Source organism: Geomicrobium sp. JCM 19037, from assembly GCF_000698105.1.
Classification (GTDB): Bacteria; Bacillota; Bacilli; order Bacillales; family Marinococcaceae; genus Geomicrobium_A.
This window is the reverse complement of sequence record NZ_BAWZ01000034.1, coordinates 1-26,771: the sequence shown is the minus strand read 5'-3', so window position 1 is coordinate 26,771 and position 26,771 is coordinate 1. Positions and strand designations below refer to the sequence as shown.

The following is a 26,771-nucleotide window of genomic DNA, read 5'->3' as shown; positions in this document are numbered from 1 at the left end:
AAAAAGCTGTTCAAACCCATCACTAGATGAATTCAAACAGCTGTACAGATATTATTTATGATTCAAATGTTGGTCCTGCTTTTCGAATGTCATCAGACACGTGAGAGAAGCGTGCAAAATTCTCTTTGAACTTGCGAGCCAGCTCTTTTGCCTTTGCGTCATATTCTGCTGATTCGTTCCATGTAGATTTTGGTTGCAACACTTCATCCGGTACACCAGGTACACGGGTAGGAATATGCAGTCCGAAAAACGGATCAGCAGTCGTATCAACGTGGTCAAGCTCCCCTTCAAGCGCAGCTTGCACCATCGCTCTTGTAAAGCTAAGTGGAATTCGTTCGCTCACTCCATAGCCGCCTGCATTCCAGCCAGTGTTAACGAGAAATACATTCACATCATGCTGATCAATCTTCTCACCGAGCATTTCCGCATAAACAGAAGCATGTCGTGGCAAGAATGGTGCACCGAAACAGCTTGAGAAAGTCGCTTCAGGTTCTGTAACGCCACGCTCTGTACCCGCAAGCTTACTCGTATATCCACTTAAAAAATGGTACATCGCTTGCTCTTTTGTAAGTTTACTAATTGGAGGAAGAACACCAAAAGCATCAGCTGTTAAGAATACAATTGTATTTGGGTGACCTGCCATACTTTGTGGAAGCATGTTCTGGATGTGTTCCAACGGGTAAGCAGCTCTTGTATTCTCCGTGTAATATCCATCGTCATAGTCTGGCTCACGACTTTCATCATCTAAGACGACGTTTTCGAGAACAGCCCCGAATCGAATGGCGTCATAAATGTCAGGTTCTTTATCCTTTGAGAGGTTGATCGTTTTCGCGTAGCAACCTCCTTCGATATTGAACACGCCGTTTTCTGACCAGCCGTGCTCATCGTCACCGATAAGAAAACGTGTACGGTCTGCGGATAGCGTCGTTTTTCCTGTTCCAGATAACCCGAAAAATAAAGCGACGTCACCTTCTTTACCCGTGTTTGCAGAACAGTGCATCGGCAATACATCTTGAGCAGGCAACAAGAAGTTCATAATTGAGAAAATGGACTTCTTCATCTCACCGGCATATTCTGTTCCGCCAATGAGGACAATGCGCTCTTCAAATGAAATGTGAACGAACGCTTCAGAACGTGTTCCGTCTTCGGCTGGGTCTGCTTTAAACCCAGGGCAGATACGATCGTAAAACCGTTCTCTTCCTCCGCTGGCGTTTCCCCTTGTTCAGGACGAATAAACAATTGACGGGCAAATAAATTATGCCAAGCAAACTCATTGATCACACGCAGGGGCAGACGATAATCTTTATCTTTTCCGGCATAGCCGTGTGTCACAAACAACGCTTCTTGTTGCCCTAAATAGTGAACAACTTTACGATATAAAGAAGAGAACACATCTTTTTCTACAGGGGTATTTACGACACCCCAATCAATGTCTTCATGTATAGTCGGTTCATCAACGATAAATTTGTCTTTCGGGGATCGACCCGTATACAAACCAGTGGTTGCTGCAAACGCTCCAGACTTCGTTAGCACACCTTCGTTGCGTGAGAGCGCTCTTTCTACTAATCTGGACTCAGGAAGGTCCTGTTCAACGTGTTCCCCTTTTAATAAATGTTGGAGGCAGATTCAAAAGATACGGTACTCATATTGGCAAAATCCTTTCTCACATTGTTCACGATACGAAAGTGTGAATTTGAAATTAGTATAACACATTTTAACTTATAGTCTATACTATTTTTCAATTTCACAAATGTGCCATGATTATTGTGTAAAAAACAAGATAGGAGCGATTTTGGATGAAAGCATGTGTTGTGTTTTATGATAGCCATTGTTCACTTTGTCAAAACACGAAGGAGAAGTTGCAAAAATATGCCACATTTCGCCAAGTTAAATGGGTGTCTACGCGCGAAGAAAACTTAGAAAAACACTATCCTTTTGCACGATACGCCGATTTTGAACGAGAGATGTACGTACTCGTTGATGATACGTATGTGTACGGAGGGTATGATGGTGTCATTCGGCTTTTACGTTTGCACCCGCTGCTTCGCACGCCGTTATACTTTGGGTCCAAAACTCCAATACGACCCATCGGCAAAAAGCTATATGAAAAAATTGCGGCGAATCGGCCGATGATTGGCAGTACATGTAAGGATGGACTTTGTAAAATTAGCTAAATTCTTATAAATGGTATAACACAATAAAAGAAGCCATCTCGTTTGCAATTCTTCTATATAACCTTTATATTATTCAAGTAGGCTTTTATCAGGAGAAGGTGGAGGGGCAGGCCCGATGAAACCCAGCAACCACTTGCCGAGTGCAGGAATGGTGCCAACCTGGCAAAACACGACTTTGTGTTCTGCAAGATAAGAGGCGAAAGGTGAAATGTAATGCTCCTTCCTCACAGGTGAAGGGGCTTTTTCATGTTCAAACGGCACGAATTAAGGATCTACACATATAGAGTAAGTAGGAATTGTTTGAGGAGGAAACAAACATGGAAGCAAATGGCCGGAGGCTTTTTACATCTGAATCAGTGACAGAAGGGCATCCAGATAAGATATGTGATCAAGTATCTGATGCAATTTTGGATGAAATTCTCACCCATGATCCGAATGCCGGGTTGCATGTGAAACTGTAGCGAATACGGGACTTATTCTTGTGACAGGGGAAATTACGACGACCACATACGTCGATATTCAGAAGATCGTACGAGAAACGTTGAGTGAGATTGGCTACACGAGGGCAAAATATGGTCTAGACGCAGAGACTTGTGCAATTATTACTGCCATTGATGAACAATCCCCAGACATCGCTCAAGGTGTTAATGCAGCGTTAGAAGCACGCGAAGGCGTTATGACCGACAAAGAGATTGATGAAATTGGTGCGGGAGATCAAGGGTTAATGTTTGGTTATGCAGATAATGAAACTCCAGAGTATATGCCAATGCCGATTTCGCTTTCTCACCGTCTTGCAAGACAACTAACGAAAGTACGAAAAGATGGCGTCTTGGATTACTTGCGCCCAGACGGAAAAACACAAGTGACGATTGAATATGACGACAATCATGAACCAGTACGCGTTGATACGATCGTTATTTCGACCCAGCATCATCCTGAAGTGACCCTCGAACAAATTGAAAAGGATGTTAAAGCAGAAGTCATCGGTCCGGTTGTACCAGAAAAATGGATCGACAGCAAAACAAAATACTTTATTAATCCGACAGGGCGGTTTGTCATCGGTGGTCCACAAGGTGATGCTGGCCTAACTGGACGAAAGATTATTGTCGATACGTATGGTGGTTTTGCTCGTCACGGTGGTGGTGCTTTTTCTGGTAAAGACCCAACAAAAGTTGATCGCTCTGGCTCTTATGCCGCGCGGTATGTCGCAAAGAACCTCGTTGCCGCTGGACTTGCCGACAAATGTGAAGTACAACTTGCGTATGCAATTGGCGTTGCCAAACCTGTATCCATCTCCATCAATACATTTGGTACCGGAAAGGTGTCGGAGAGCGTTTTACTCGAACTCGTTGACCGTCACTTTGACTTGCGACCGGCTGGCTCATTCGCATGCTCAATTTGAGAACACCGATCTACAAGCAAACAGCTGCATACGGTCATTTCGGAAGAACAGACGTTGATCTTCCGTGGGAACGTACTGATAAAGCAGATCAGCTAAAAGCAGAATCAGGAATCTAAACAAAAAGCTCAGCCAGTGGCTGGGCTTTTTTATATGAATGTAGGCTAGAAACAAAGTAGTCATGCCATTTATACAAGATCGTTTACCCTCTGATGGAGAAATTCTTATACTATATATTCACGTTATAAAAATAACACAGCGCGTCACGTTCATTTCCCGATTGAGCCATGCTAGCCGGAACTCCTGACACCCGAGTATACGAAAAAAGTTGCGTGTACATTCCAGTTCAACCAAGGTTGCCATCGTGTTTGTGAGCAAAAACTACTCGTTGTATAACATTTGGGTATTTTTAAGATGTCGGTGATCTAGATCACCCCCGGAACGATCTAGATCGTGTTAAAACGCTGGTTTTTTCCAGATACTGGTCGATCTAGATCGTTTTCATGATGATCTATATAAGTTGAACTTAAGAAATTCATTGAATCGGATGACTGAGATCGGTCTTTGCGGTTGAGTGTTTGCATATTGCGTGTTGAAATTCATCTCGTTGCACTTCGACAGCTTCGTTGTCGATCGTTGTTCGTCACTGCAAGGGTTAGGGGCAACACGAAAAACGTTTGCCGAAGGGTGAAAAGTCCTCACCGAGGCCCACCACCTCGCACAAGCATGTGATGACCGGTCACGTATGTGACAATCCAGCCTCAAACCGGGCACTTTCGGCATGCAACTGTCACAAATTGCACGATTTGTGACAGTTGACACCGTTTATGTGCGAATTCACGTTTAAAATCATGGTTTTTCTTTCTCAAATGTCACAAATATGAAGATATGGGGCATTTGGACTTTTTTCCACACACCGTAGCCAGGAGCAGCATCGAACCGATGTCGCCCTTGTGCTACGAAGACGTCGGCGCGAACCGCACCGAACCGAGTCCGATTTGGCCTCGGCCCCGCTGGGGCCGACAGGTTGCTTGCTTATGGGCATTGAATCTGCGCTCCAGTTGGAACAAACTGCGCAGGAGTTTAGCTGAATGAGCGCCAAAATTGGTAAACTAGGCAAACTTACGCGCAAAATGGCACCCAGCATCGCGCTACCCCTCCAACCTAACAACCAACAGCGTTAATCAGGAAAATCTTCATTCTATATAGGTCGCTTCAAAACAACACAGTTCACCTCATAATGGACGATCTATGAACGTTCATTTTCTAAATCAAACTTCAACCTTGTTTTATGCACATAAACTTCCAGAGCACAAGCGATCCGCCAGCATTGGAAATCAATAAGTAGTAGCATTTCATTTTAAACAAAGTACGTTGATTGGTCATTGCGGCATTTCGTCACCGCCGATTAGATTACATGGCGATGCAAAATAAATGAACTCGTTTAATTTGGGAATTTATGCTAAGTGGTACATGCCTTAACCCTTTACCTACAAAGAAAGAAGAAAAACTCTGCAAGCCACTAAGAATGGAATCGTCAAAAAACAATGTCGAATTTTGTTGACACCGCTTTCACCTAGGGCTATAATTCGTTTTAGAAAAAGTGAAACAGCGTTCCTTAATGAAGAACAGGAGGGGGATGATGATACAATCAATCGACCGAGCCTTGCGCGTATTAGATTTGTTGAAAGATCATCATTTTGGACTTGGTGTTACTGAATTATCCCATCGTTTAGGGGTGGCAAAAAGTACAGTGCACCGCATTCTCAGTAGTATGGAAGATCATGGTTACGTAAGGCAAGAACCGAATAATGGTAATTATCGGTTAGGTTTAAAATTTTTAGAAATGCAACAATATGTTCTAAAACAAATGGAAATTACGGCGATTGCGAGGCCGTTTCTAGATGATTTGAGTAGAGAAGCAAATGAGATTGTCCATCTCGTTGAACAACAAGACTTTGAAGTTGTTTACTTGGATAAAGTAGAACATCATTCGAATACGATTCGAATCTATTCAAGGATCGGGCGTCGGGCACCTATGCATTGTACCGGTGTAGGGAAAGTATTATTATCACATCTAACCGATTCGAAATTGGAACACTATTTCCAAAATGTGACGAGTCGAAAGAAATTCACAGAGCATACATTAACGACAAAAATAGAGATAAAAGATGCCATTACACGTATTAAAGATTTGGGATATAGCGTAGATAACGAAGAACACGAACGAGGCATTCGGTGTGTAGCAGCGCCCGTTTTTAATCATCTTGGAGAGGTCAATCATGGTGTGAGTGTTACAGGTCCGTTGGACCGTATGGATGATCAAAGACTCGAAGAAGTGATTGGATTATTAACAGCGACGTGCGGGAGAATATCGAAAGAATTAGGATACCAATAGATTTCTTTATCTCATTTAAGAAGAACAGCGTTCCGCAATAAGGAACAAAGGTGCAGTGAAACAGAATATAGGGGGAAGTTTTAATGAAAAAATATTTTCTAAGTTTAGGAATGCTTGTGCCAGTATTAGGTCTTGTAGCATGTGGCGGGGACGATTCAACAGATGCGAACGGCGAAGATGCTGCGGCTAATTTCCCAAGTAGTTCAATGGAAGTTATTGTTCCTTATGCTGAGGGTGGCGGAACAGATTTGGTAGCAAGAGCTTTTGCAGATTATTTGCAAGATGAAATTGGTGAGTCTGTCAGTGTGTCAAACCGTGAAGGTGGCGGTGGTGCAGTAGGTATGCAAGCAGGTGCAAACAGTACTGCGGACGGGCATTCAATGACACTCGTGACGGTCGAATTGTTAACGCTTCCTCATAGTGGATTAGCGGACTTAAATTATGAAGAAGATTTTAAACCTGTCGCTCTTCTTAATGAAGACTCAGCTGCTATCACTGTGCAAGCGGATTCTGAATACGAAACGATTGACGACTTTATTGAAGCGGTAGAGTCTGGTGAGAATTTGCAAATCGGTAACTCTGGAACAGGTGCGATCTGGCATTTGGCAGCTTCAGCATTAGAGCAAGAAATCGATGGTTCTTTTAACCATGTGCCGTTTGAAGGAGCTGCTCCAGCAGTGAACAACTTATTAGGTGGGCATATTGATGCCGTTAGTGTGAGTCCAGCTGAAGTGATTAACCAAGTGGAAAGCGGAGATTTACGCGTCCTTGCTGTTATGGCGGACGAGCGTGTGGACGCTCTACCAGATGTGCCGACATTAAGCGAATCTGGAATTGATCTGTCTATTGGTACGTGGAGAGGGATTACAGTGCCTGCAGACACGCCTGATGAGGTTGTTGACGTCCTCGCTGACGCTGCAGCAGCTACAGCCGAAAATGAAGAGTTTATCGAGCGAATTGATACGCTGCAACTCGGATATCGTTATGAAGATCCAGCAGGATTTACAGAGTTGATGAACGACCAAAATTCATTATTTGAAGAATTGATTCCTTCCTTAGATTTAGATTAATAGAAGGGGACGAGCCGGATGCAAAAACTTCATGCTAACCACGTGATTAGCCTATTATTACTCGTGTTTGCAGTCGCTGCTTTTATTATGGCTCAAAGTTTCAACTCATCGAGCGGGACCGCACCAGGTCCCGCCTTTTTCCCACAAGTTTTGAGTGTGTTGTTACTTGTGCTTGCCATTATTTTAGCCTTTCAAACACCCGCCAAGTCAAATAGCAAAATGAACATAAATGTTGTTCTTATTATGATAATATTTGGTGTCTATGTGTTTCTAGTTCAACCGATCGGGTTTGTTGTCTCTACTCTGTTGTTTACCGTCGGTTATTTACTTATTCTCGGTGAACGTCGTTGGTATTTTATCGTCCCAGCAGCAATTTTGTTGCCAGTTACGGTTTCATATGCATTTGAACAATTGTTAAATGTTCCTATTCCTCATGGGGTGCTTTATTAAGGAGGGTTTTAGATGAACCTGTGGGAAGGCTTTCTCGGTTTAGCAGATCCCATGATTCTGATATTATTAATTACAGGGGTTTTGCTAGGTGTAATCATCGGTTCATTGCCAGGCTTGACGGCTACAATGGGTGTTGCTTTATTCTTACCTGTAACGTTTGGTATGGAAGCTATACCAGGGTTATTGTTGTTAGTTGGGATTTACTTCGGTTCCATTTACGGGGGATCGATTGCTGCGATCTTATTAAACACACCCGGTACACCAGCAGCGGCAGCAACCGCAATGGACGGTTATGCAATGACCAAAAAAGGAGATGCGCGAACGGCTTTAAATGTTGCGGTCATTGCTTCAGGGTTTGGGTCAATTATTAGTGTCCTCATGTTGATCTTTCTTTCCCCACAACTCGCCAACATTGCGCTTAGTTTTAGTGCGCCTGAAATGTTTGGTTTAGCTTTATTTGGTCTTAGTATTATTTCTAGTATTGCTGGGGCATCGCTCGTGAAAGGGTTAATTGCTGGGGTAGTCGGTCTCTTGATTGCAACCATTGGTATGGACCGATGACGAGTTATCCGAGATATACATTTGATCAACCCGTACTGCTAGAAGGTTTTGATTTTATCCCAATTATGATTGGTCTATTTGCGGTGTCTGAAGCTTTTATTATGGCTGACGATTACTTTAAGGAAAAAGGCGGACCGTTAAAAGTGACGGCCAAGTTGCTAAAAACGAATTGGCGGATAATGCCTAGGCTGTTTCCGACAATGACGAAATCATCGATTTTAGGGTCCTTAATCGGAATTATTCCAGGTGCAGGTGCAGACGTCGCTGCCTTTGTTTCATACAATGAAGCCCAGCGTTTTGCGAAAAAAGAAGATAAGGAACTGTTTGGAAAAGGGAATCCAAAAGGGATTGCAGCTGCTGAGTCTGGAAACCAAGGGGTAACAGGTGGAGCTATGGTTCCGCTACTAACATTAGGAATTCCTGGTGATGCAGTAGCCGCAGTCATGTTAGGTGCCTTTGTTGTTCAAGGAATCCAACCAGGTCCGCAAATCTTTCAAACGAGCGGTGAGTTAATCTACATCTTGTTTGCGGGTATGCTTGTTGCCGCAGTCGTAATGGTCATTATTGGACTATTAGGCATTCGTTTATTTACAAAAGTGCTACTCGTTCCGAAGACATTAATGATTACGATCATTCTCGTACTTTCCACAGTCGGCGCGTTTGCCATTAATAACAACATTTTTGATGTCTACGTTGTTCTTGGGGCTGGAATCATCGGCTTCTTTATGAAAAAGCATGGGTTCCCTGCTTCACCAATCGTTCTTGCGCTCATTTTAGGACCGATGGCAGAAAGTGAATTTCGCCGTGCGTTAACGATGTCTGAAGGCAGTATGATGATCTTTGCTACACGTCCAATTGCAGCAACCCTTATTGTATTAGCCATTTTATCGTTATTCACGCCGTTATTTATGAAGTTATTTAAAAATAGAAAAGGAAAGACGGTTTCACACGATTAGGAGGCTTCTATGGATGTAGTAACGATTGGAGAGACGATGGTCGTTTTTGAAGCGGGGTCGCAAGGCCCACTTCGATACACGCATACGTTTACAAAGCGCCACGGTGGTGCAGAGTCCAATGTAGCCATTGGCATTCAAAGGTTAGGGCACTCTGCAAGGTGGATGAGCCAAGTTGGGGATGATGAACTTGGCCAGTACTTACTTCAGTCCATTCGTGGAGAAGGTGTTGATACGAACTTTGTAACAACATCACCAACTGCACCAACGGGTTTGTTTATTAAAGAATTCCGAAGACCAAATGAAGGTTCGGTACATTATTATCGTGCAGGTTCGGCAGCGAGCCAAATGAGTAGTGACCTGATCGATGAGGAACTGTTTCGCAATGCAAAGGTTCTTCACATTACAGGCATTACTCCTCTCATTAGTAAAAGCTGTGATGAGGTCATTACGAAAGCGATACACCTCGCGAAAAAATTAGGGTTATTCGTTTCGTTTGATCCGAACTTACGTTTTAAAATTATGGAAGTGTACGGTGAAGACCGAGCACGGGATCGCATGAGAGAACTCGCTGGATTAAGCGATTTGTTCCTCCCAGGCTTAGATGAGGCCGAGTGGATGTATGGGACAAACGATGAGTCAGAAATCGCGCATCGTGCGTTCCTAGACGGTGCGAAACAAATTGTCATAAAAAATGGTTCCACCCATTCCTATTATGCCGAGCGAGATGGAAAAAGTGGTTTTGTAAACAGTCATTCTGTTGATCGCGTCGTTGATCCGATTGGTGCTGGAGACGGTTTTGCTTCCGGTGTCATTGTCGGAATACTAGAGGAGATGACGTTGCATGACGCCGTCAACCTCGGTGCAGCGGTAGGTGCTTTAGTGGTGAGTTCACCGGGAGATATTGAAGGTCTACCTACGCGCAAAGAAGTAGACTTGTTTTTAAATCAAACGAGTAAAGACGTTTTACGTTAGGAGAGATCACGATGGAGAAAATTGATCAGTTACTCGAATCAGGCGTTGTGGCAGTGTTAAGGAAGCTGCCATTTGACAAGATTGAACATATTGCTCGTGCGCTCGTTGAAGGTGGTGTCACCGGTCTTGAAGTGACCGTTGACTCTGAGCGCGCACTAGAGGCTATCCAGAAGTGTAAGCAAGTGGCTGGGGATCGGGCTGTCGTTGGGGCAGGGACCGTGCTGAATGGTCAAGCTGCTCAAGAAGCGATTGACGCAGGAGCAGAGTTCATATTTGCTCCGATTTTAGATGAAGAAACCATCCGTGTTGCAAATGCCAACCGTGTGATCGTCATCCCCGGGGTATACACGCCGACAGAAGCGCACCAAGCTCACGTTTTCGGAGCAGACTTGGTTAAGATTTTCCCGGCAGATACGCTCGGTCCAGCTTTTATTAAAGGACTACAAGGGCCGCTTGGCCACATTAAAATGATGCCAACCGGTGGAATTGACGAAACAAACATTGCATCATATATTCAAGCAGGAGCAGTAGCTGCTGGAGCGGGCGGGGCACTATTAAAGAAATCGTTCATTGACGAGCAAGATTGGCAAGGCTTACGTGATCACGCAGCCAAGTTTGTAACGGCTGCTACGGGAGTCAAATCAAATAATCACGAAGAAAAACCCGGCACCTACTGGGTTTTTTCTTCGTGATTTACTAGGCGTCTTGTACATGTTAGAAGAGCACCGTCGACAAATAGATGAAAAAGGTGACGCTAATTGCGCTAAGAAGCGTAGTAAAAAGTACGATTTGCCCAGCTGTTTCTTGCAAAACATCGTGTTCTAATGCCAACGTAGCACTGTTACGTGACGTCGGCAATGCGCTGGCAATAAGCAGAGACTGTGCGATAATGCCATCAATCTGAAGCGTCCAAATGACAGCGAGGGCAACAGCAGGCCCGACAAGCAGTCGGCCAATCGTTCCCCATATGATGACGCGGTTCAGCTTACTCATTTTGATGAGGCAATTTGTGCGCCTAGCAAAATGAGGGCGACTGCCATGAAACCATCTGCTAAATATTCGATCGGTGTTAAAAGTGGTGTTGGGATCGGTATGTTCCATACATTGAAAATAATGCCTAAGATCATCGCATGGATGACGGGCAGTCGTAACATGGCGATGACAATTTCAAGTCCACTTTTCGTAGCAGAGATGAGGTTGTATAGACCGTACGTGTACGTAAGAATGTTTTGAAAGATTAAAACGATAATTTGAACGCTCAACCCGATGGGGTTCGCTTGAAATAGCATCTGACTAATCGGCAATCCGTAATTTCCGGAATTCATTAGACCGATGCTGTTTTTAAGTATTGCCGATTGTTTTTGATCTAATTGCAACGATTTTCCGAGTAGTCCCGTAACGATCATCATGAGTGCGGTATAGATGATTAAAAACACGAGCACTTGGCCGAGCAGTTGGACGTCTAGCTCGGTTTGTGCGAGGTTAAGAAATACGGCAGCAGGCATAAAGCAGTACGTGAGTAGATTTGCCAGTGCCGGATATTAAACTGAAACTTCTTTTGCATGAGAATACCAATGACCATTAACAATAAAATCGGAAAAATCACATCAAGAAATACAGACAAAAAGTAGCCCATTGCAGGAACTCCTATTCACAAGGAAAAGCACCCTCGTCAAGAGGGTGCCCGTCACAAAAGTTTAAATCGCCCAGGCGCCTTTTCTAAAGACAGGTTCACGTGTACCATCTTCATGAAGGCCATCAATATCCATATCCGCATTTCCCATCATGAAATCGACATGCGTAATGCTTTGATTAATGCCTTTATCTTCAAGCTCTTCTTTGGACATGTCTTTTCCACCTTCGATGTTAAAGGCGTATGCACTTCCGAGCGCTAAATGGTTCGAAGCATTTTCATCAAACAGTGTATTGTAGAAGATAATATTCGTATCCGAGATCGGGGAGCGATGTGGAACTAGCGCCACTTCGCCAATATATTTTGATCCCTCGTCACCTTCCAAAATTCCTTTGAGCGTAGCTTCACCTTCCTCAGCTCGGTAGTCCACAACTTTTCCATCTTTAAACGTGAGCGTGAAGTTCGTAATAAGCGTTCCACCGTAATTTAGCGGCTTTGTGCTCGTTACAGTTCCGTTTACTCCGGTTTTCTTAGCAGCAGTAAACACCTCTTCAGTTGGAATGTTGGCAACGAAGTTAACGCCTGCTTTGCTTTCACTTCCACCAGATGCCCAAATGTGGGACTTTGGAAGCTCAATAACGAGATCAGTGCCTTCGGCTTTATAATGCAAAGCGTGGAACTTCTTATTGTTCAACGTTTGTTGCTTTTCATCTAATGTGGCCAGGTGGTTTTTCCAAGCGTCAACAAAATCAGGCTCATGCATGCGCGTTGCAGAGAAAATGGATGACCATAATTCATCAACTGCTTCTTCTTCACTCGAGTCAGGGAAGACTTTCTTTGCCCACTCTGGTGAAGGGACGGCAACAATAGACCAGCTCACTTTGTCGGATTGGATATAGCTACGGAACGTTTCTGACGCTTTACCAGCCGCTTTTTGTTGCGTGGCTACGTGTTCAGGATTCGCATCTTTTAAGAGATCAGGGTTACCTCCTGTAATACTTAAGAAAGCAGCGTCGTCCTCTGCCGCTTTTACAAGGGGATCCGCTTTCCATTGAGGAAACTCGGAGAAGGCTTCGTCAGGTGCATACTCAAACTTAATGCGAGTCGCTTCTTCGTCATTCCATTCAATATGTACATTTTTAGAGCCCATCTCATATGCACGCTTCGTTAAGGCACGAACAAAAGGGGCAGCATACATCGGAGTGCGTACATAGAGTGTTTGTCCTTTTTGCAAGTTTACGCCTACTTTTAGTGCGAGATCTGCGTAATTTTCAAGGTTTTGCTCGATCGTTGTCATCGGTCTGTCTCCTTTATTCATTTTTTTTAGTATACACTAGTTTTTCTCAGTAATTGCACGGTATTGCTTTCCGCGTTCAACATACGTATCACGTACACGTTTCATCTCTTCTAAGTCCTCTTCAGAAAGTTCACGTACCACTCTAGCTGGACTGCCGAGGGCAAGGTTCTTGGTGGAATGGTTGTCCCGGGTGTGACGAGAGCTCCTGCACCGATAAACGCTTCTTCACCTACTTCGGCTCCATCTAAAACCGTTGCTTTCATGCCGACGAGTGCGCCTTTTTTGATCGTACAACCGTGAAGGGTTACTTGATGACCGACACTCACATCATCTTCGATAACAATCGGATTACCAGGGCTTTGGTGAATCATGCTGAGATCTTGGATGTTTACTCGCTTCCCGATCGTTGTGTGGTCCACATCGCCACGAATAACCGTATGAAACCAAATGCTTGAATCTTCTTCAATGGCTACGTCGCCGCTAATCACGACGCCATCTGCGATATATACACTCGGATGAACGTTCGGGGACATTTCCTTAAATGGATAGATATACATCAAAAATCTCCTTTCTCTATCGTCAGTGTATCAGAAATTACACGTGATCATGTGCGAAATGCTTCAATTGCTAGAGGAAAGGTCAAATCATACAGATGGCAGATGAAAAATCTGCCACATATGGTCTAATAGAAAGAAAGGTGTCGTTTTATACGGGAGGAATCAACATGCGCATTTGGGAAGCTGAACATGCCATTGGTGTGATTGTCATTGTTCATGGTGCAGGAGAACATTATGGACGTTACGACTGGCTAATTGAGCGGTTAAATCGTGAGCATTTTCATGTTGTCGCCGGCGATTTGCAGGGTACGGGCGAACGAGAGGGAAACGGGGTCACGTCGACCACTTTCAACAATATATTGATACGGTTCACCATTGGTACAAAGAAGCGGTAGCGTTTGAGCTGCCGGTATTTCTATTTGGTCATAGCATGGGGGGACTCGCGGTCATTCGCATGATGATGGAAAAGCAACTGCCGGTTCGTGGTGTGATTTTATCTTCACCATGTCTTGCGTTGTATGATCCACCAAACAAAGCGCTGACAGCAGCCGCAAAAACAATGCACCGAATTGTCCCGGGATTAAGTTTTAAAAATGGCATTCGAGCTGAGCATGCGACGAGAAGTCCAGAAGTGCGTACAGAATTTCTTAAAGATGAACTGTTTGTACATACGGTTTCTGTTCGTTGGTATCAGGAACTGTCAAAAGCGATGAAAGTGAGCTTAGACCACGCGTACGAATTTCCAAACGTGTCACTTCTTGTCCTACAGGCTGGAGAAGATTACCTTGTGGACAAAACTGCTGCTCATGAATGGTTTAACCGGCTAAGAATTGAAGACCGAGCGATGAGAGAATGGCGAGGTTTGTATCATGAACTGTTTAATGAACCAGAGCGTGAAGAAGTGTTCCGTTTTATGTTATATTTCACATGGCAAAGATTGGTAGACTTTAAGTTGAATGAGGAGAGTGTCCGATGAATTTTCATGTTCCGACCAAGCCATGGTCGATTCTTTACCGAACATATAGAGAAACCATTCCTGAAGTACATCAGCAGCTAGAATCTTGGAAAAGGTTAGCCGATGAAATTCCAGAACAAGAATTACGTAATCAAGCGGTATGGACGATTGATGATAAAGATTTCCATTGTGAAGGTGGGAGTGTGCTCGCGCTCCTTGCTGGCGGCAATAAAGAGGCATTTATTCGATTTTTATGTGCCTACCAGACCATTTGTGATTACTTAGATACGCTTTGTGACAAAAATGACTCACAAGACCCAGATGATTTCAGAGCGTTACACGATGCGCTACTTGATGCATTAACGCCAGGTGAACCGACGAAAGATTATTACCGTGTTCGAGGGGGTCACGATGATGGCGGCTATTTGCATGAGCTCGTTAAGGAATGTCAACAAACGCTAAAAACGTTCCCAGGTTATCCGGCGATGAAAAGTGCAATGAAAGAGCTCGCCCAGTACTACGTAGACTTTCAAGTGTACAAGCATGTGCCTGAGGATGAGCGTGAAGGCTACTCATTGCCTTCTATGAAGAACATGCCGAGAAGTATCCGGAGTTGCGTTGGTATGAGTTCGCATGTTGCGCCGCTTCGACGCTCGCTCTTTATTGTTTGGCTGCCTATGCAGCTGCAAAGCCGCGCACCGAGCAAGAAGCAGAGAAACTAAAAAAAGGATATTTTCCTTGGATGCAAGGCGTTCACATTATGCTGGATTACTTCGTTGACCAAGAGGAAGATTTTGAAGAAGAGGAAATGAACTTTGCGGCTTATTATACGAGTGAAGATGAAATGGTCGAGCGGTTTCACTTTTTAGATGAAAAGGCGAGCCATTACCTTACAGGACTTCCAGACGAATCTTTTCACCGAAAGATCAAGCAAGGTTTATATGCGATCTATCTTTCTGATGGCGATGTGCAAAACAACTTGGAGATGAAGCATGCAGCGAAGCGCTTGATTGGTCTAGGTGGTGCTTCAACAAAATTCTTTTATTACAATAGCTGGGTATTCAGAAGAAGAAATAAGAAATAGTGTTCTACAATGAAACACGTGCCGCATTCAAACCGAATGCGGCACGTGTTTTTTCGATCATGGAGTTCTATTCTGAGCCAACCGATCTTAGTCTTCACCTATGAATTAGGGGAGTCCACAGAACGGTCGCTCAAAAACTGACGAATTTGTAATAAGTGATGCTCATCATGTTCTAGAAAGTCATGGCGAAGTTGTTGGATCGTATATGGCACGTCTTCCAACCCTTCTCGGATTGTGAAGACGAGTGAATCTGGATGCTTTGAGAAGGCAGTAATGAGCTTACGCCGTTGCCTTAAAAATTGTTGAAGCACCTCTTTCGGTGATCGTCTTTGAATTTTCTCCATCGCTTTTTGATTAAACTCATCATGACTAGGAAATTCGGGTAATGACACGCTCTCCTCGATATATGGCAAAACGTGTTCACATAAATAGCCGTCCCAATAATACATATGACCAATAATTTCTTTAATCGACCACTTTTCTGGGGCGATGGGGGCCGTGAGTGTCGTGTCATTCAATCGACATAACTGGGTCACTTCATCGTTTATAAACGCGTCATGTTGCATAAAGGGAAACTCCTTTCACTATTGTTTTCGAGGATGGTGGAAATCTCCTTTTTTTCCACCTGTCTTTTCTACGAGGTATGTTTCTTCGATAATCATTGCTTTGTCCACAGATTTACACATATCATAAAAAGTTAGTGCCGCCGCTGTTACCGCCGTCAATGCTTCCATCTCAACACCCGTACTCGCATCAACAGTGACAACTGCAGTAATGGACAATAAGTAATCATCTCCATCTCGTTCATAAGTAAAGTGGAGATCTGTTCCTTGCAACATAATCGGATGGCACATCGGAATCCACTCCGACGTTTTTTTTGGCGGCCATAATGCCGGCAACTTGAGCGACGGGAAGGGGGTCTCCTTTTTGAATGCTGTCAGAATGAATCGCTTCATAAAGTGTTTTTGATAAACGGACTCGACTTGTCGCCGTTGCTGTACGCACTGACGGCTGTTTTTCTGAAATATTGACCATCTGGGGTCGGCCTTGGTCATTGTAATGAGAAAAATCTTTCATCTTAAAAACTCCCTTGCCAATCATGTTCGGAATTGATGTTTAAAAATCCTTTTTCTTCGTCTGCAAAAGCAAGATATTTTGTTGATGAAGCGTCATAAAGCGCACCCATATGGTCAGCATGTTCAATGATTGTTTCGAGTGTGTGTAATGTTCGCCGATGGTATAGCGCATGCAATGGTTGTGCACGTCCTTTATGAATGGGAAGAACGATGTCTGCTTCTACGTCTTCAATTGCAGTATTTTGGAGGGTGAGTAGCAGTTCTCCGTGAATCATCGGTAAATCTCCTGCGAGAACTTGAAACCATTCACCGGGTTCGTTTTTGAGCGCATGAAATCCATGATAGAGCGCACGTAACGGGCCACCGTGAGCTTGTGGTTCAACGATTACAGAGTGTCCAGCTCGTTGAAACGTTTCGGCTAGCTGCTCGTTCGTCACAATCGAATAATTCGTGATGTTTGCGGCTTTTAAGGCGCGCACACTGCTCATGTAAAGGGCTCATTGTCGAATGTTTCAAATAGCTTTTGTTTTCCGTAGCGGCTTGACTTGCCTCCAGCTAGAATCAGACCCGTGACGTTCATTTTCGTAATTCCCCAGTTAGATGAGGCAAAATCGGTAAGATGAGTTCTCTCATAGCCAACTGAACAGCATTTGTCGAACCAGGTAAACTAAAAATGCTCGTTTGCTCGACAGACCCTGCGATTGCATTGCTCAGCATAGATTTTGGGCCAATTTCTTCGAAACTTTGGAGTCGAAATTGCTCTCCGAACCCTATCATCTCTTTCTCTAGTAGCTGTTTGATTGTCGAATGCGTCTGATCACGTCTGCTCATTCCTGTACCACCATTCGTAATGATCACATCCACAAGCGGATCTCTCACCCATGCGTTTATCTGTTCTTGAAGTTGGAAGGGATCATCTTTCATCATTTTATAATAAACAACTTCGTGCGTCGGCTTTAGTAACCATTGAATGGTTTGACCGCTGCGATCTTCAGCGAAGGACCTCGTATCACTAAGTGTTAAAATGGCAACGGATACGCCAGTTGCGTCATGCTCATGATGCATTTTCTTTTCTCGCCTCACTCTCACTATGTTAAACTGTTAGAAATATTTACCTTATCTACTCTTATAGTACGTGAGGTAAGGAGGGATCGTAAAGTGGCAAGAAGCGAAGTTCACGATCAGTTAGACAGGCCACTGAAAGATTTGCGCATCTCCATTATGGATCGCTGTAACTTTCGCTGTACGTATTGCATGCCGAAAGAAGTGTTTGGACCAGATTATGCGTTCATGGATTCTGAAGAGTTGCTCTCTTTTGACGAGATTGTGGAGTTGGCAACGGCGTTTGCTCATCTGGGGGTAAATAAACTGCGCATTACGGGTGGAGAACCTTTGCTAAGAAAAGATGTGGCTCAATTGATCCACCGTTTAGATGGGATTGACGGTATTGAAGATATTGCACTGACGACCAATGCGTGATGCTTCCACGATTAGCACAACCGTTAAAAGAAGCAGGCTTACGTCGCGTTAATATTAGTTTTGATGCGTTGTCTGTTGCCACGTTCCAACAGATGAGCGGTCGGAAAACGAACCCTGAGGCAGTCATACGTGGCATCCAGGCGGCAAAAAAAGCAGGGTTAGGCGTGAAAGTGAACATGGTTGTGCAAAGAGGAGTCAATGAACATGAAGTCATTCCAATGGCACAATTTTGTAAAGATGAGTGCATAACCCTTCGGTTCATTGAGTTCATGGATGTGGGTCAAACGAATGGATGGGATTTCTCTCAAGTCGTATCTAAAAAGGAACTTTATGACCGTGTTTCTACAATTGCACCTCTTCGGGCACAAGAAGAAGACTACTTCGGTGAAGTCGCTTCTCGCTATGCATACGAGGATGGTTCAAATGTAGAAGTAGGGTTTATCTCTTCTGTCACCGAGACGTTTTGCGGGACGTGTACGCGGGCACGGTTAAGTGCAGACGGCAAATTGTTCACCTGTTTATTCTCAGAACGAGGTACGGACCTAAAATCTGATGTTCGAAACGGGATGTCTGCCACACAACTTCGAGAGCGAATTCGCAGTATATGGAATCTTCGAGCGGATCGCTATTCAGAATTACGAACGAATGAATCAGCAAAGCAACGTAAAAAGATTGAGATGTCCTATATTGGAGGGTAAAGGTTCGCGATTGTCCACTCTCTAACAATTAAATAATGAAAGAAGGCGAGGAATCAGTGGTAGAAATTCGCAAACCCATTCGAATTGCCGAAGCCGTTGGCAAAGTGATGCAGTATGAACTGTCGGAACGAGTCGATCATGTTCCTTTGTTGGAATCAGATCATCGTTTTTTAGCAAAAACACTCGTTGCAGACCATGATGTTCCTCCATTTGACCGTTCGCCATACGACGGTTATGCGGTGCGTTCTACCGACACGAGTACAGCGAATCGAAACGAACCAGTCACACTGTCAGTCGTTGGTGAAATTGGTGCGGGCACGGTTTACCCGAGAACGGTCCAAGCGGGTGAAGCGGTGCGGATTATGACAGGGGCAAAGATTCCCGACGGTTGTGACGCGTCGTGATGCTAGAGCTCGTGAATGAAATCAACGCCGAGGAAATATCCCTCGTCCGTCCGCTTTTGCACAATGACAACATTAGTTTTCAAGGTGAAGATACGCGAAAAGACGAATCTCTCGTTCAAAGGGGAAGCTTTATTCACCCAGGGGTCACAGCTTTGCTCGCGACGTTTGGTTATGATGTTGTTCCAGTCGCGAGAAAGCCTAAAGTTGGCATTCTTGCTACGGGTAGTGAACTGCTAGATGTGCATGAGCCTTTGTCTCCAGGGAAGATTCGAAACAGCAATGCTTACATGGCAGCGGCTCAAGTGAAGCGCGCAGGTGGGGAACCGGTTATGTTCGGTAAACTTCCAGATGATCTCGACCAATGCGTAACCGCAGTATCTGAACATTTACAAGAAGTAGACGTCATGATTACGACAGGAGGAGCTTCTGTCGGTGACTTTGATCTTGTGCCAGCCATTATTGAGCGTTTAGGAGCGGACACACTCTTTAACAAAGTAGCGATGAGACCGGGTAGTGTCACAACGGCAGCCGCTGTGGAAGACAAGCTTATGTTCGGATTGTCTGGTAACCCAGGCGCTTGTTATGTCGGGTTTGAAGTGTTTGTCCGTCCCCTCATCCGCAAGGCTTTAGGCACGAAGTTTGCACACTTACAGAGAAGCAAAGGCGTTCTCGGTGTCGATTTTCCTAAGCCGAACCCGTTTACACGCCTCGTCCGTGGGGTGATTGAAGAGTCAGAAGGTACACATATTGTCCGTCCTTCGGGGTTAGATAAGTCTGGGTCGGTCATTTCACTCGGTGAAGCGGATGTGTTCATCGTCTTACCAGGAGGCACAAGGGGATACGAAAAGGGAATGGAAGTGGACTTGTTATTTTTAGAGAATCAAAAAGGCAGTGAGTGGCCGTGGGACAACCTTGTCGCATCATACAAGTCGTAGGCTATAAAAACGCTGGAAAAACGACATTAATTGAACAAATTACGCGGGAGTTATCGTCGAAAAACGTTACGGTAGGTGTCGTCAAACATCATGGACATGGCGGTGAGCTTGCAAAGAGCACAGATAGCGCACGTTTTTTCCGAGCGGGCGCTTCTGTCAGTCTTGTTGAAGGAGAGGGTCATGTGCAAATTGACGTACATAACAGCACTTCTTCACTTGATGCGTTGATTCAACTCCAACAACAGCTGCAAAAAACGAGCTGCGTTCTCGTTGAAGGGTGGAAAAGAGAGGATCGGTATGCTTCGATCGTCATCATTCGAGACGAAGCCGATTTCCATTTGTTAAAGCGTGATCACATCGTGACCGTCATTACCCATGTGCCATCGACCGTGGTCTAGACGTGCCTGTTTTTGATTATGAAAACGTACATGCGTACGTGAGCTACATTGTCCACTACATCATGAAAGGAGGAATTGGCAGAGATGTTTCAACTGACGAAAGAACCCATTGATATCCAACCGCTCATAGACGAAGTTTCACACCGGAATGCAGGGGCGGTATTAACGTTTCTAGGCACGGTTCGTGAACTAACGAATGGCAAGCGTACGGTGCAACTTGAATACCATGCGTACGAATCAATGGCTCAAAAAATGCTCCAAAGAATTGGAGACGAAGTGCAAGAAAAGTGGCCGCATGTCAACATTGCGATTACTCATCGCCTCGGTGTTTTGCATATTTCAGAAGTTGCTGTGGCAATTGCTGTCAGCTCACCACACCGAAAAGATGCTTACGATGCAAATGCTTTTGCGATGGAGAGAATCAAAGAGATGGTTCCGATTTGGAAAAAAGAGCATTGGGATGATGGCACAAGTTGGATTGGAGACCAACAAGAGGAGAATGGGAGGGAGGAAGCCGCCCATGGTTGAAATTCTTTTCTTCGCTTGGATTGGCGATAAAGCCGGTGAGAGTCGCATCAAAGCAAGTGTTGATGGCTACTCTGTGCAAGAAGTAAAGAGTTGGGTAGAGATGAAGTATCAACTAGGAACCGGAGCGTTAAGCAAAACGATGACCGCAATTAACGAAGAGTTCAGCGAAAATGATGACCGTGTACAACATGGCGATACGCTAGCGCTCATCCCCCAGTAAGTGGAGGATAAAAAAACCGGCAGCGTCAGCTGCCGAGTAGTTAATTAGGCTTCTCTTTTAATTTCACCTTGCTTTTTATTGCTAATGTAAAAATAAAGACCCCCGACAAATAATGCTCCACCAATAATGTTGCCAATCGTCACAGGAATCAAATTATGCACAAACCCTGCCCATGTTACTGTGTCAGAGCCACCGTGCATGAGAGCAATGCCTAGAATAGACATATTCGCAATACTATGTTCTAAGCCTGCGGCGATAAATGCAAAGATAAGCACAAAAATTAAAAACAGTTTTGCGATGTCACCTTCAGCGCGAAGTGATGTCCAAATCGCTAAACAGACGATCCAGTTACACAGAATTCCACGAAATAGAAGGTCCATTGCCGGCGCATTCATTTTTTCAGCCGATAGCGAGAACATGTAGTGATGCTCGGGCACGTCTTGAAAGATGCCTGTCATGACAATAAGTACCGTGAAGAATGCAGCACCGATAAAATTTCCAACATAACTCCACAACCAGATGATCGATGTTTGTTTCCACGTCGTCACTTTTGATAATGAACTAACCGTAAAGATAAGGTTGTTGCCCGTAAAGAGTTCAGAGCCTGCCCAAAGAACGAGTGCTAGAGCGATCCCGAATGTGGCACCGGTTAAAATGTCTAAAAAAGGGGAGCCAGCTGCTTGCAAAGGACCTCCTACAGAAAATAACACGATGGTTCCGACACCGACATAAGCGCCTGCTAACATTGAGGCGATTAAATAACGAAGCGGTGAATCAGTGAACAATTGATATTTTCCTCTTGCTTGGTCGTTCAACGTATGTATGGTGTCTTTATACATGGTGTCCTCCTATCCGAGTAGAGTCTATATACCCAAAAGTAATCGTTTTAAAACGATTTGGAAATGTTTGAACCTAGAAAGATCAGGGAAAAAGTTGGAAAGTTCACGTTTGCATAAAGAGAGGGGAATATAAATTGAGCGAACATTTGAACGTAACCGTAAATGGCAGACAGGAGAAGGTCTCAACCGAAGATTCAGTTCTTAATTATTTGACGAAAAAAGACATTCAAATTCCAAGTTTGTGCTATCATCCGAGTCTTGGGGCAATTGAGACGTGTGACTCATGTATCGTGAAAGTGAACGGGGAATTTGTAAGGCTTGCTCGACGCCAATTAAAGACGGCGATGTCATTGAGTCTGCAGGAAGTGATGTGCACGAAGCACAGCTTATTGCCATGGATCGAATGCTTGGAAACCATGAATTGTATTGCACAGTGTGTGATTTTAATAACGGCAATTGCGAGATACATAACACAGTCAAAGAGATGCGCATTAGCCACCAAGAAACACCTCACACGAGCAAAGAAGCTCCTGTTCAAAGAAACGCATTTTATCGCTATGACCCCGATCAGTGTATTTTGTGCGGAAGATGTGTTGAAGCTTGTCAAGACGTCCAAGTGACCGAGACACTATCGATTGACTGGAACTTAAAACGTCCACGAGTAATATGGGACAAGAACACTTCGATCGATGATTCCTCATGTGTGAGTTGTGGACATTGTTCAACTGTGTGTCCGTGTAACGCGATGATGGAAGTCGGCATGGAGAAAGAAGCGGGTTTCTTAACGAAAGTAAACGATGAAACGATGAAACCGATGGTCAACATTACGAAAAATGTAGAAACGGGTTACGAGTCGCTCATGACGATTTCAGATTTAGAAGCGACGATGCGTGAAGAGCGAATTGAAAAGACGAAAACAGTGTGCACGTATTGTGGTGTTGGCTGTGCTTTCGATGTCTGGACAAAGGACCGTCAAATTCTAAAAGTGGAACCTCAGCAAGAAGCGCCTGCAAACGGCATTTCCACATGTGTAAAAGGAAAGTTTGGTTGGGACTATGTGAACAGTGACGAGCGCTTGACGAAACCACTCATTCGTGATGGTAATGCTTTTAGAGAAGCAGAATGGAAGAAGCGCTGGACTTGATCGAGAAGAAGTTCAAGAAAACAGCGAAGCAAAAGGGGTCTGATGCACTCGCGTTTATTTCCTCATCAAAATGTACGAACGAAGAATCATACCTTATGCAGAAGTTGGCACGGTCAGTCATCGGCACGAACAACATCGATAATTGTTCGAGATATTGTCAATCACCCGCAACGATGGGGTTATGGCGCACCGTCGGTTATGGAGGAGACTCCGGAGGAATTGGCGATATTGCGCAGTCAGGACTTGTCATCTCCATCGGTTCCAATACCGTTGAGTCACATCCAGTATTAGCGACACGTGTAAAACGTGCACAAAAACTGAACGGACAGAAAGTGATCGTCGCCGATTTGCGGAAACACGAACTTGCAGAACGAGCGGATTTGTTCGTAAAACCAGCGCCCGGCAGCGACCTCGTTTGGCTATCAGCAGTGACGAAATACATCATTGACCAAGGGTGGCATGATACCGAGTTCCTCGCACAACATGTGAACAACGTGGACGAGTATTTGAACAGTCTTGATTTGTACACACTCGACTACGCTGCTGAAGTCACGAACATGAGTAAAGAAGAGCTAATTCGAATCGCAACGATGATTCACGAAGCAAAGACGACCTCGGTGCTTTGGGCGATGGGCGTAACACAGCACGGGGGTGGAAGTGACACGAGTACAGCAATTTCTAACATGCTTCTTGTGACCGGTAACTACATGAAACCAGGTGCAGGTGCGTACCCACTTCGTGGACATAACAACGTACAAGGGGCGAGTGATTTTGGTAGCATGCCAGACCGTTTCCCTGGCTACCAATTTGTTACGGATGATGATGTTCGTGATCGGTTTGCAAAGAAATGGAACTCAGAGCTTTCAGCTGAACCTGGCCTAAATAACCATGAGATGGTTGACGCTATCCATGAAGGAAACTTGGAAGTCCTCTATATTAAAGGGGAAGATATGGGGATTGTCGATGCAAATATTAACTATGTACAAGAAGCCTTTGAAAAGCTGAAATTCTTCGTCGTTCAAGATGTATTTTTTACGAAAACGTGTGAATATGCAGATGTCGTATTGCCAGCGAGCCCAAGCCTTGAAAAAGAAGGAACATTTGTCAATACGGAACGTCGTTTTCAACGGTTATACCAAGTGCTTGAACCCTTGGGAATTCCCGTCCGGATTGGAGAATCATTCAAGACATCGCGAAGCGTTTAGGTGCGGATTGGAATTACACACACCCGAGCGAGATTATGGAAGAAGCTGCGTCGTTAACGCCATTGTTCGCGGGTGTAAGCTATGACCGTTTGGAAGGCTATAATAGTTTGCAATGGCCTGTGGCTGCTGATGGCACAGATACACCGCTCCTGTTTACAGACGGATTTCCTTTACCTGAAGGGAAAGCAAGACTTTGGCCAGTAGAGTGGACCCGACCGCTAGAATTCGAAGAAGAGTATGATTTGCATGTGAATAACGGGCGACTTCTTGAACATTTTCACGAAGGGAATATGACGTATAAGTCTGAAGGTATTTCAAGCAAGACACCGAAAGCCTTTTTGGAAGTTTCGCCTGAACTTGCGAAAGAACGTGATCTAACAGACGGTACAAAGGTGCGCTTAACATCTCCTTACGGAAGTGTAAAAGTTGATTGTGTCGTCACCGATCGTGTCGTCGGTAAACAAGTGTACTTGCCAATGAATACGTCTGGTGAAGGAGCGATTAATTACTTGACGAGCTCCCACTCTGACAAAGATACAGATACACCAGCATACAAAGAAATCTCGGCGAAGATGGAAGTGTTGAAGCCTAGAGGGGAGCACCCATTGCCGAGGAAGAATCATCGTTTTGGTAACCCGCAACCGCAAATTGGCGTTAATGTTGAACAGAAATGGGCAAGGGCAGACTACACATTCCCAGGCGACATCGTGAAAGAGAGGAGGGCGAAGCGCTAATGGCAAAAGCGACGAAGGTGATTCACAAGCTAGAAATTGATCCGGCTGTCCAACGTGAGAACGACCGATGTGAAGTGGAAGATCTATTAATTAATAACAAAGAAGTACTTCGCGATGCGCTAGAAGTATTGGACAGACTAAAAGAGCACGAAGTGTTTGAAATGATGAATGCAGGACTTGGTCAGAGTGATAAGCTCTTGCACAGAATCGTTACTGCTGTTGATGATCATAATACAACCCGTTCAATTAAAAATGCGTTGCTTTTGTTTGAGCTGTTAGGCACACTAAACATGAACGAAATCGAGCCTCTTGTTCTCAAGGTGAACAAAGGAATTTCAAAGGTTGCAGACTATGAACATGCCAATCAAAGAGGCGGCTATACCGCACTAATTGGTGCATTGAAAGACCCTGAAGTAATTGAAGGGATGAACGTCCTCGTTGCGCTCGTGAAAGGAATGGGCGTTGAACAAGATTCGAAAGAGTTGATCGAACCCCAACTGGAAAGAATGAAGCATCCAGAAAAAGAAATGAAAACAAGAAGCTCCGTGCAAAAAAATAAGCAGACGCCGCCACAATGGTTAGGGTTCGCTTTTGGAGCTGCTTGCTTTTTGCTCCCATTTCTTCTTAGGAAGATTAAATGACAAGCACAACAACAAGAGAGATTGTACGGTTTCATGGCGACCAACGTGAAACGTACAGGATACGATCGCAAGTGAAATGCCTGTAACGATTAAGATAAACGGGGAAGAATTTGTGACCCTCATCTGTTCGCCGACGTATATTGAGGACATGGCGATTGGATTTCTCGCTTCAGAAGGGGTCATTAGCGGATATTCCGATGTAAAAACGTTACGTGTAGATGAGGGCGAAGGGTTTGTTCACATTTATCTGCACAAGGAAATTAGTCGGCTGCACCAAGACATGCAAACGAAACGCTACATCACATCCTGCTGTGGGATGAGCCGGCAAAGTTTAATTTTTGCGGCAGATGCTAAAACCGCAAAAACGATGCATTCCAGAAACGTTCAAATCACGAGCGGGCAATGTTACGCACTTATGGAAGCCTTGCAAAAGCGAGCGGACGTTTTTAAACATACCGGTGGTGTGCATAATGCAGCAATTGCAACAACGGATGACATTGCACTCATGCGTTTGGATATTGGCCGGCACAACGCATTGGACAAGCTATACGGTCATTGCTTACGTACCAATATTTCGCTTGAGAACAAGCTGTTAATTTTTAGCGGAAGACTTTCTTCTGAAATCGTTCTAAAAGCAGCCAAAATCGGGTGCGAGATGATTTTGTCTAAGTCCGCTCCAACAGAACGGGCATTAGAAATTGCCGAAGAGCTCGAGATCACCGCCATCGGCTTTATCCGTAAACAATCAATGAATGTATACACGATTCCCGAACGAGTCGTAACTGAAAGGGTTGCTCTTTATGAGCGACCCTTTTGCGTAGAAAAGAGATTTACGGAAGATTAGAAGTAGTGTGTTGATCCATCTAGTGTGAACTTTAGGTTTTCGTGATTGCGCAGTTTGTTGTTGCTTTCCACTGCAGGCGGATGCTTGCCGCGGAGGACCGGCCGAGCCTCCTCGGTCTTA

18 protein-coding genes, 11 pseudogenes and 1 riboswitch are annotated in these 26,771 nt (G+C 44.5%); of the genes and pseudogenes, 19 read left to right on the top strand and 10 right to left on the bottom strand.

The genetic code is table 11. From position 1 onward, the window contains the following. Positions 1-55: 55 nt before the first annotated feature. Positions 56-1,626: pseudogene (pckA, locus tag JCM19037_RS16865) on the bottom strand (phosphoenolpyruvate carboxykinase (ATP)). Between the two features lie 170 nt (positions 1,627-1,796). Between pckA and JCM19037_RS16860 the strand changes: the two are divergent. The 8 genes and pseudogenes from JCM19037_RS16860 (at position 1,797) to JCM19037_RS16825 (ending at position 10,672) form a co-directional block, all read left to right on the top strand. Then, positions 1,797-2,174: a thiol-disulfide oxidoreductase DCC family protein gene (locus JCM19037_RS16860; protein ID WP_042403197.1), complete on the top strand. Its 378-nt coding sequence runs from the start codon at positions 1,797-1,799 to the stop codon at positions 2,172-2,174. 82 nt (positions 2,175-2,256) lie between these two features. Further along, positions 2,257-2,370: riboswitch (SAM riboswitch) on the top strand. A 121-nt stretch (positions 2,371-2,491) separates the two neighbouring features. Then, a pseudogene (gene metK, locus JCM19037_RS16855) lies at positions 2,492-3,692 on the top strand (methionine adenosyltransferase). A 1,523-nt stretch (positions 3,693-5,215) separates the two neighbouring features. Beyond that, positions 5,216-5,971, top strand: a complete 756-nt coding sequence (locus JCM19037_RS16850; protein ID WP_152549120.1) for an IclR family transcriptional regulator — start codon at positions 5,216-5,218, stop codon at positions 5,969-5,971. Between the two features lie 83 nt (positions 5,972-6,054). Continuing rightward, positions 6,055-7,041: a tripartite tricarboxylate transporter substrate binding protein gene (locus JCM19037_RS16845; protein ID WP_042403194.1), complete on the top strand. Its 987-nt coding sequence runs from the start codon at positions 6,055-6,057 to the stop codon at positions 7,039-7,041. A gap of 18 nt (positions 7,042-7,059) precedes the next feature. After that, on the top strand, positions 7,060-7,491 hold the full coding sequence (locus tag JCM19037_RS16840) for a tripartite tricarboxylate transporter TctB family protein (protein WP_042403192.1): 432 nt from the start codon (positions 7,060-7,062) through the stop codon (positions 7,489-7,491). Between the two features lie 12 nt (positions 7,492-7,503). Then, a pseudogene (locus JCM19037_RS16835) lies at positions 7,504-9,008 on the top strand (tripartite tricarboxylate transporter permease). 9 nt (positions 9,009-9,017) lie between these two features. Next, the gene (locus tag JCM19037_RS16830; RefSeq protein WP_042403189.1) at positions 9,018-9,980 is read left to right on the top strand and encodes a sugar kinase; all 963 of its coding nucleotides are present in this window, start codon (positions 9,018-9,020) and stop codon (positions 9,978-9,980) included. A gap of 11 nt (positions 9,981-9,991) precedes the next feature. Next, entirely contained in the window at positions 9,992-10,672 is a 681-nt protein-coding gene (locus JCM19037_RS16825; protein ID WP_042403186.1) for a bifunctional 4-hydroxy-2-oxoglutarate aldolase/2-dehydro-3-deoxy-phosphogluconate aldolase, read from the top strand. 22 nt (positions 10,673-10,694) lie between these two features. On the opposite strand, the pseudogene JCM19037_RS16820 reads toward JCM19037_RS16825, so the two are convergent. From JCM19037_RS16820 to JCM19037_RS16810, 4 genes and pseudogenes are all read right to left on the bottom strand, one after another. After that, positions 10,695-11,485 (bottom strand): annotated as a pseudogene (locus JCM19037_RS16820) (AEC family transporter). Beyond that, on the bottom strand, positions 11,443-11,616 hold the full coding sequence (locus JCM19037_RS30260; RefSeq protein WP_373901125.1) for a hypothetical protein: 174 nt from the start codon (positions 11,614-11,616) through the stop codon (positions 11,443-11,445). Before JCM19037_RS30260 ends, JCM19037_RS16820 begins: the two are co-directional and overlap by 43 nt. Before the next feature lie 61 nt (positions 11,617-11,677). Next, the gene (locus JCM19037_RS16815; RefSeq protein WP_042403184.1) at positions 11,678-12,910 is read right to left on the bottom strand and encodes an aminopeptidase; all 1,233 of its coding nucleotides are present in this window, start codon (positions 12,908-12,910) and stop codon (positions 11,678-11,680) included. 36 nt (positions 12,911-12,946) lie between these two features. Beyond that, positions 12,947-13,467 (bottom strand): annotated as a pseudogene (locus JCM19037_RS16810) (gamma carbonic anhydrase family protein). A gap of 95 nt (positions 13,468-13,562) precedes the next feature. On the opposite strand from JCM19037_RS16810, the pseudogene JCM19037_RS16805 reads away from it, so the two are divergent. The 3 genes and pseudogenes from JCM19037_RS16805 (at position 13,563) to JCM19037_RS28715 (ending at position 15,506) form a co-directional block, all read left to right on the top strand. Next, positions 13,563-14,443 (top strand): annotated as a pseudogene (locus tag JCM19037_RS16805) (alpha/beta fold hydrolase). Next, positions 14,440-15,144, top strand: coding sequence for a DUF2600 family protein (locus tag JCM19037_RS16800; protein WP_255357935.1), 705 nt, complete (start codon positions 14,440-14,442; stop codon positions 15,142-15,144). The pseudogene JCM19037_RS16805 and the gene JCM19037_RS16800 overlap by 4 nt, the downstream one beginning before the upstream one ends. Next, positions 15,036-15,506, top strand: coding sequence for a DUF2600 family protein (locus JCM19037_RS28715; RefSeq protein ID WP_255357934.1), 471 nt, complete (start codon positions 15,036-15,038; stop codon positions 15,504-15,506). Before JCM19037_RS16800 ends, JCM19037_RS28715 begins: the two co-directional genes overlap by 109 nt. Before the next feature lie 98 nt (positions 15,507-15,604). Here JCM19037_RS28715 and JCM19037_RS16795 read toward each other — a convergent pair whose 3' ends face one another. From JCM19037_RS16795 to JCM19037_RS16780, 4 genes and pseudogenes are all read right to left on the bottom strand, one after another. Continuing rightward, complete coding sequence (locus JCM19037_RS16795) at positions 15,605-16,072, bottom strand: DinB family protein (protein ID WP_042403180.1); 468 nt, start codon at positions 16,070-16,072, stop codon at positions 15,605-15,607. Positions 16,073-16,090: 18 nt separating this feature from the next. After that, positions 16,091-16,583, bottom strand: a pseudogene (gene moaC, locus JCM19037_RS16790) (cyclic pyranopterin monophosphate synthase MoaC). A gap of 1 nt (position 16,584) precedes the next feature. Continuing rightward, positions 16,585-17,070 carry a molybdenum cofactor guanylyltransferase gene (locus JCM19037_RS16785; RefSeq protein WP_042403178.1) on the bottom strand — a complete coding sequence of 162 codons (486 nt, stop codon included), beginning with the start codon at positions 17,068-17,070 and terminating at the stop codon, positions 16,585-16,587. An 88-nt stretch (positions 17,071-17,158) separates the two neighbouring features. Continuing rightward, positions 17,159-17,647, bottom strand: a complete 489-nt coding sequence (locus tag JCM19037_RS16780; RefSeq protein ID WP_042403177.1) for a molybdenum cofactor biosynthesis protein B — start codon at positions 17,645-17,647, stop codon at positions 17,159-17,161. 156 nt (positions 17,648-17,803) lie between these two features. Here JCM19037_RS16780 and moaA point away from each other — a divergent pair. The 5 genes and pseudogenes from moaA to JCM19037_RS25950 all read left to right on the top strand — a co-directional run bounded on the left by moaA (position 17,804) and on the right by JCM19037_RS25950 (position 21,244). Beyond that, positions 17,804-18,759 (top strand): annotated as a pseudogene (gene moaA, locus JCM19037_RS16775) (GTP 3',8-cyclase MoaA). Between the two features lie 56 nt (positions 18,760-18,815). After that, positions 18,816-20,098, top strand: a pseudogene (gene glp / locus JCM19037_RS16770) (gephyrin-like molybdotransferase Glp). After that, positions 20,065-20,496 carry a molybdopterin-guanine dinucleotide biosynthesis protein B gene (mobB, locus tag JCM19037_RS16765; protein WP_052363984.1) on the top strand — a complete coding sequence of 144 codons (432 nt, stop codon included), beginning with the start codon at positions 20,065-20,067 and terminating at the stop codon, positions 20,494-20,496. The pseudogene glp and the gene mobB overlap by 34 nt, the downstream one beginning before the upstream one ends. An 84-nt stretch (positions 20,497-20,580) precedes the next feature. Beyond that, positions 20,581-21,024: a molybdenum cofactor biosynthesis protein MoaE gene (locus JCM19037_RS16760; RefSeq protein ID WP_042403175.1), complete on the top strand. Its 444-nt coding sequence runs from the start codon at positions 20,581-20,583 to the stop codon at positions 21,022-21,024. Then, complete coding sequence (locus JCM19037_RS25950; RefSeq protein ID WP_052363983.1) at positions 21,017-21,244, top strand: MoaD/ThiS family protein; 228 nt, start codon at positions 21,017-21,019, stop codon at positions 21,242-21,244. The genes JCM19037_RS16760 and JCM19037_RS25950 overlap by 8 nt, the downstream gene beginning before the upstream one ends. A 44-nt stretch (positions 21,245-21,288) precedes the next feature. On the opposite strand, the gene JCM19037_RS16750 is transcribed toward JCM19037_RS25950, so the two are convergent. Further along, positions 21,289-22,083 carry a formate/nitrite transporter family protein gene (locus JCM19037_RS16750; RefSeq protein ID WP_042403174.1) on the bottom strand — a complete coding sequence of 265 codons (795 nt, stop codon included), beginning with the start codon at positions 22,081-22,083 and terminating at the stop codon, positions 21,289-21,291. A 134-nt stretch (positions 22,084-22,217) separates the two neighbouring features. On the opposite strand from JCM19037_RS16750, the pseudogene fdhF reads away from it, so the two are divergent. The 3 genes and pseudogenes from fdhF to fdhD form a co-directional block, all read left to right on the top strand. Continuing rightward, positions 22,218-25,166 (top strand): annotated as a pseudogene (gene fdhF / locus JCM19037_RS16745) (formate dehydrogenase subunit alpha). After that, positions 25,166-25,807 (top strand): DUF1641 domain-containing protein, encoded by a 642-nt coding sequence (locus JCM19037_RS16740; RefSeq protein ID WP_042403173.1) that lies wholly within the window; start codon positions 25,166-25,168, stop codon positions 25,805-25,807. The pseudogene fdhF and the gene JCM19037_RS16740 overlap by 1 nt, the downstream one beginning before the upstream one ends. Positions 25,808-25,856: 49 nt before the next feature. Next, positions 25,857-26,651, top strand: a pseudogene (gene fdhD / locus JCM19037_RS16735) (formate dehydrogenase accessory sulfurtransferase FdhD); the annotation flags it as partial. Between the last annotated feature and the right edge of the window lie 120 nt (positions 26,652-26,771).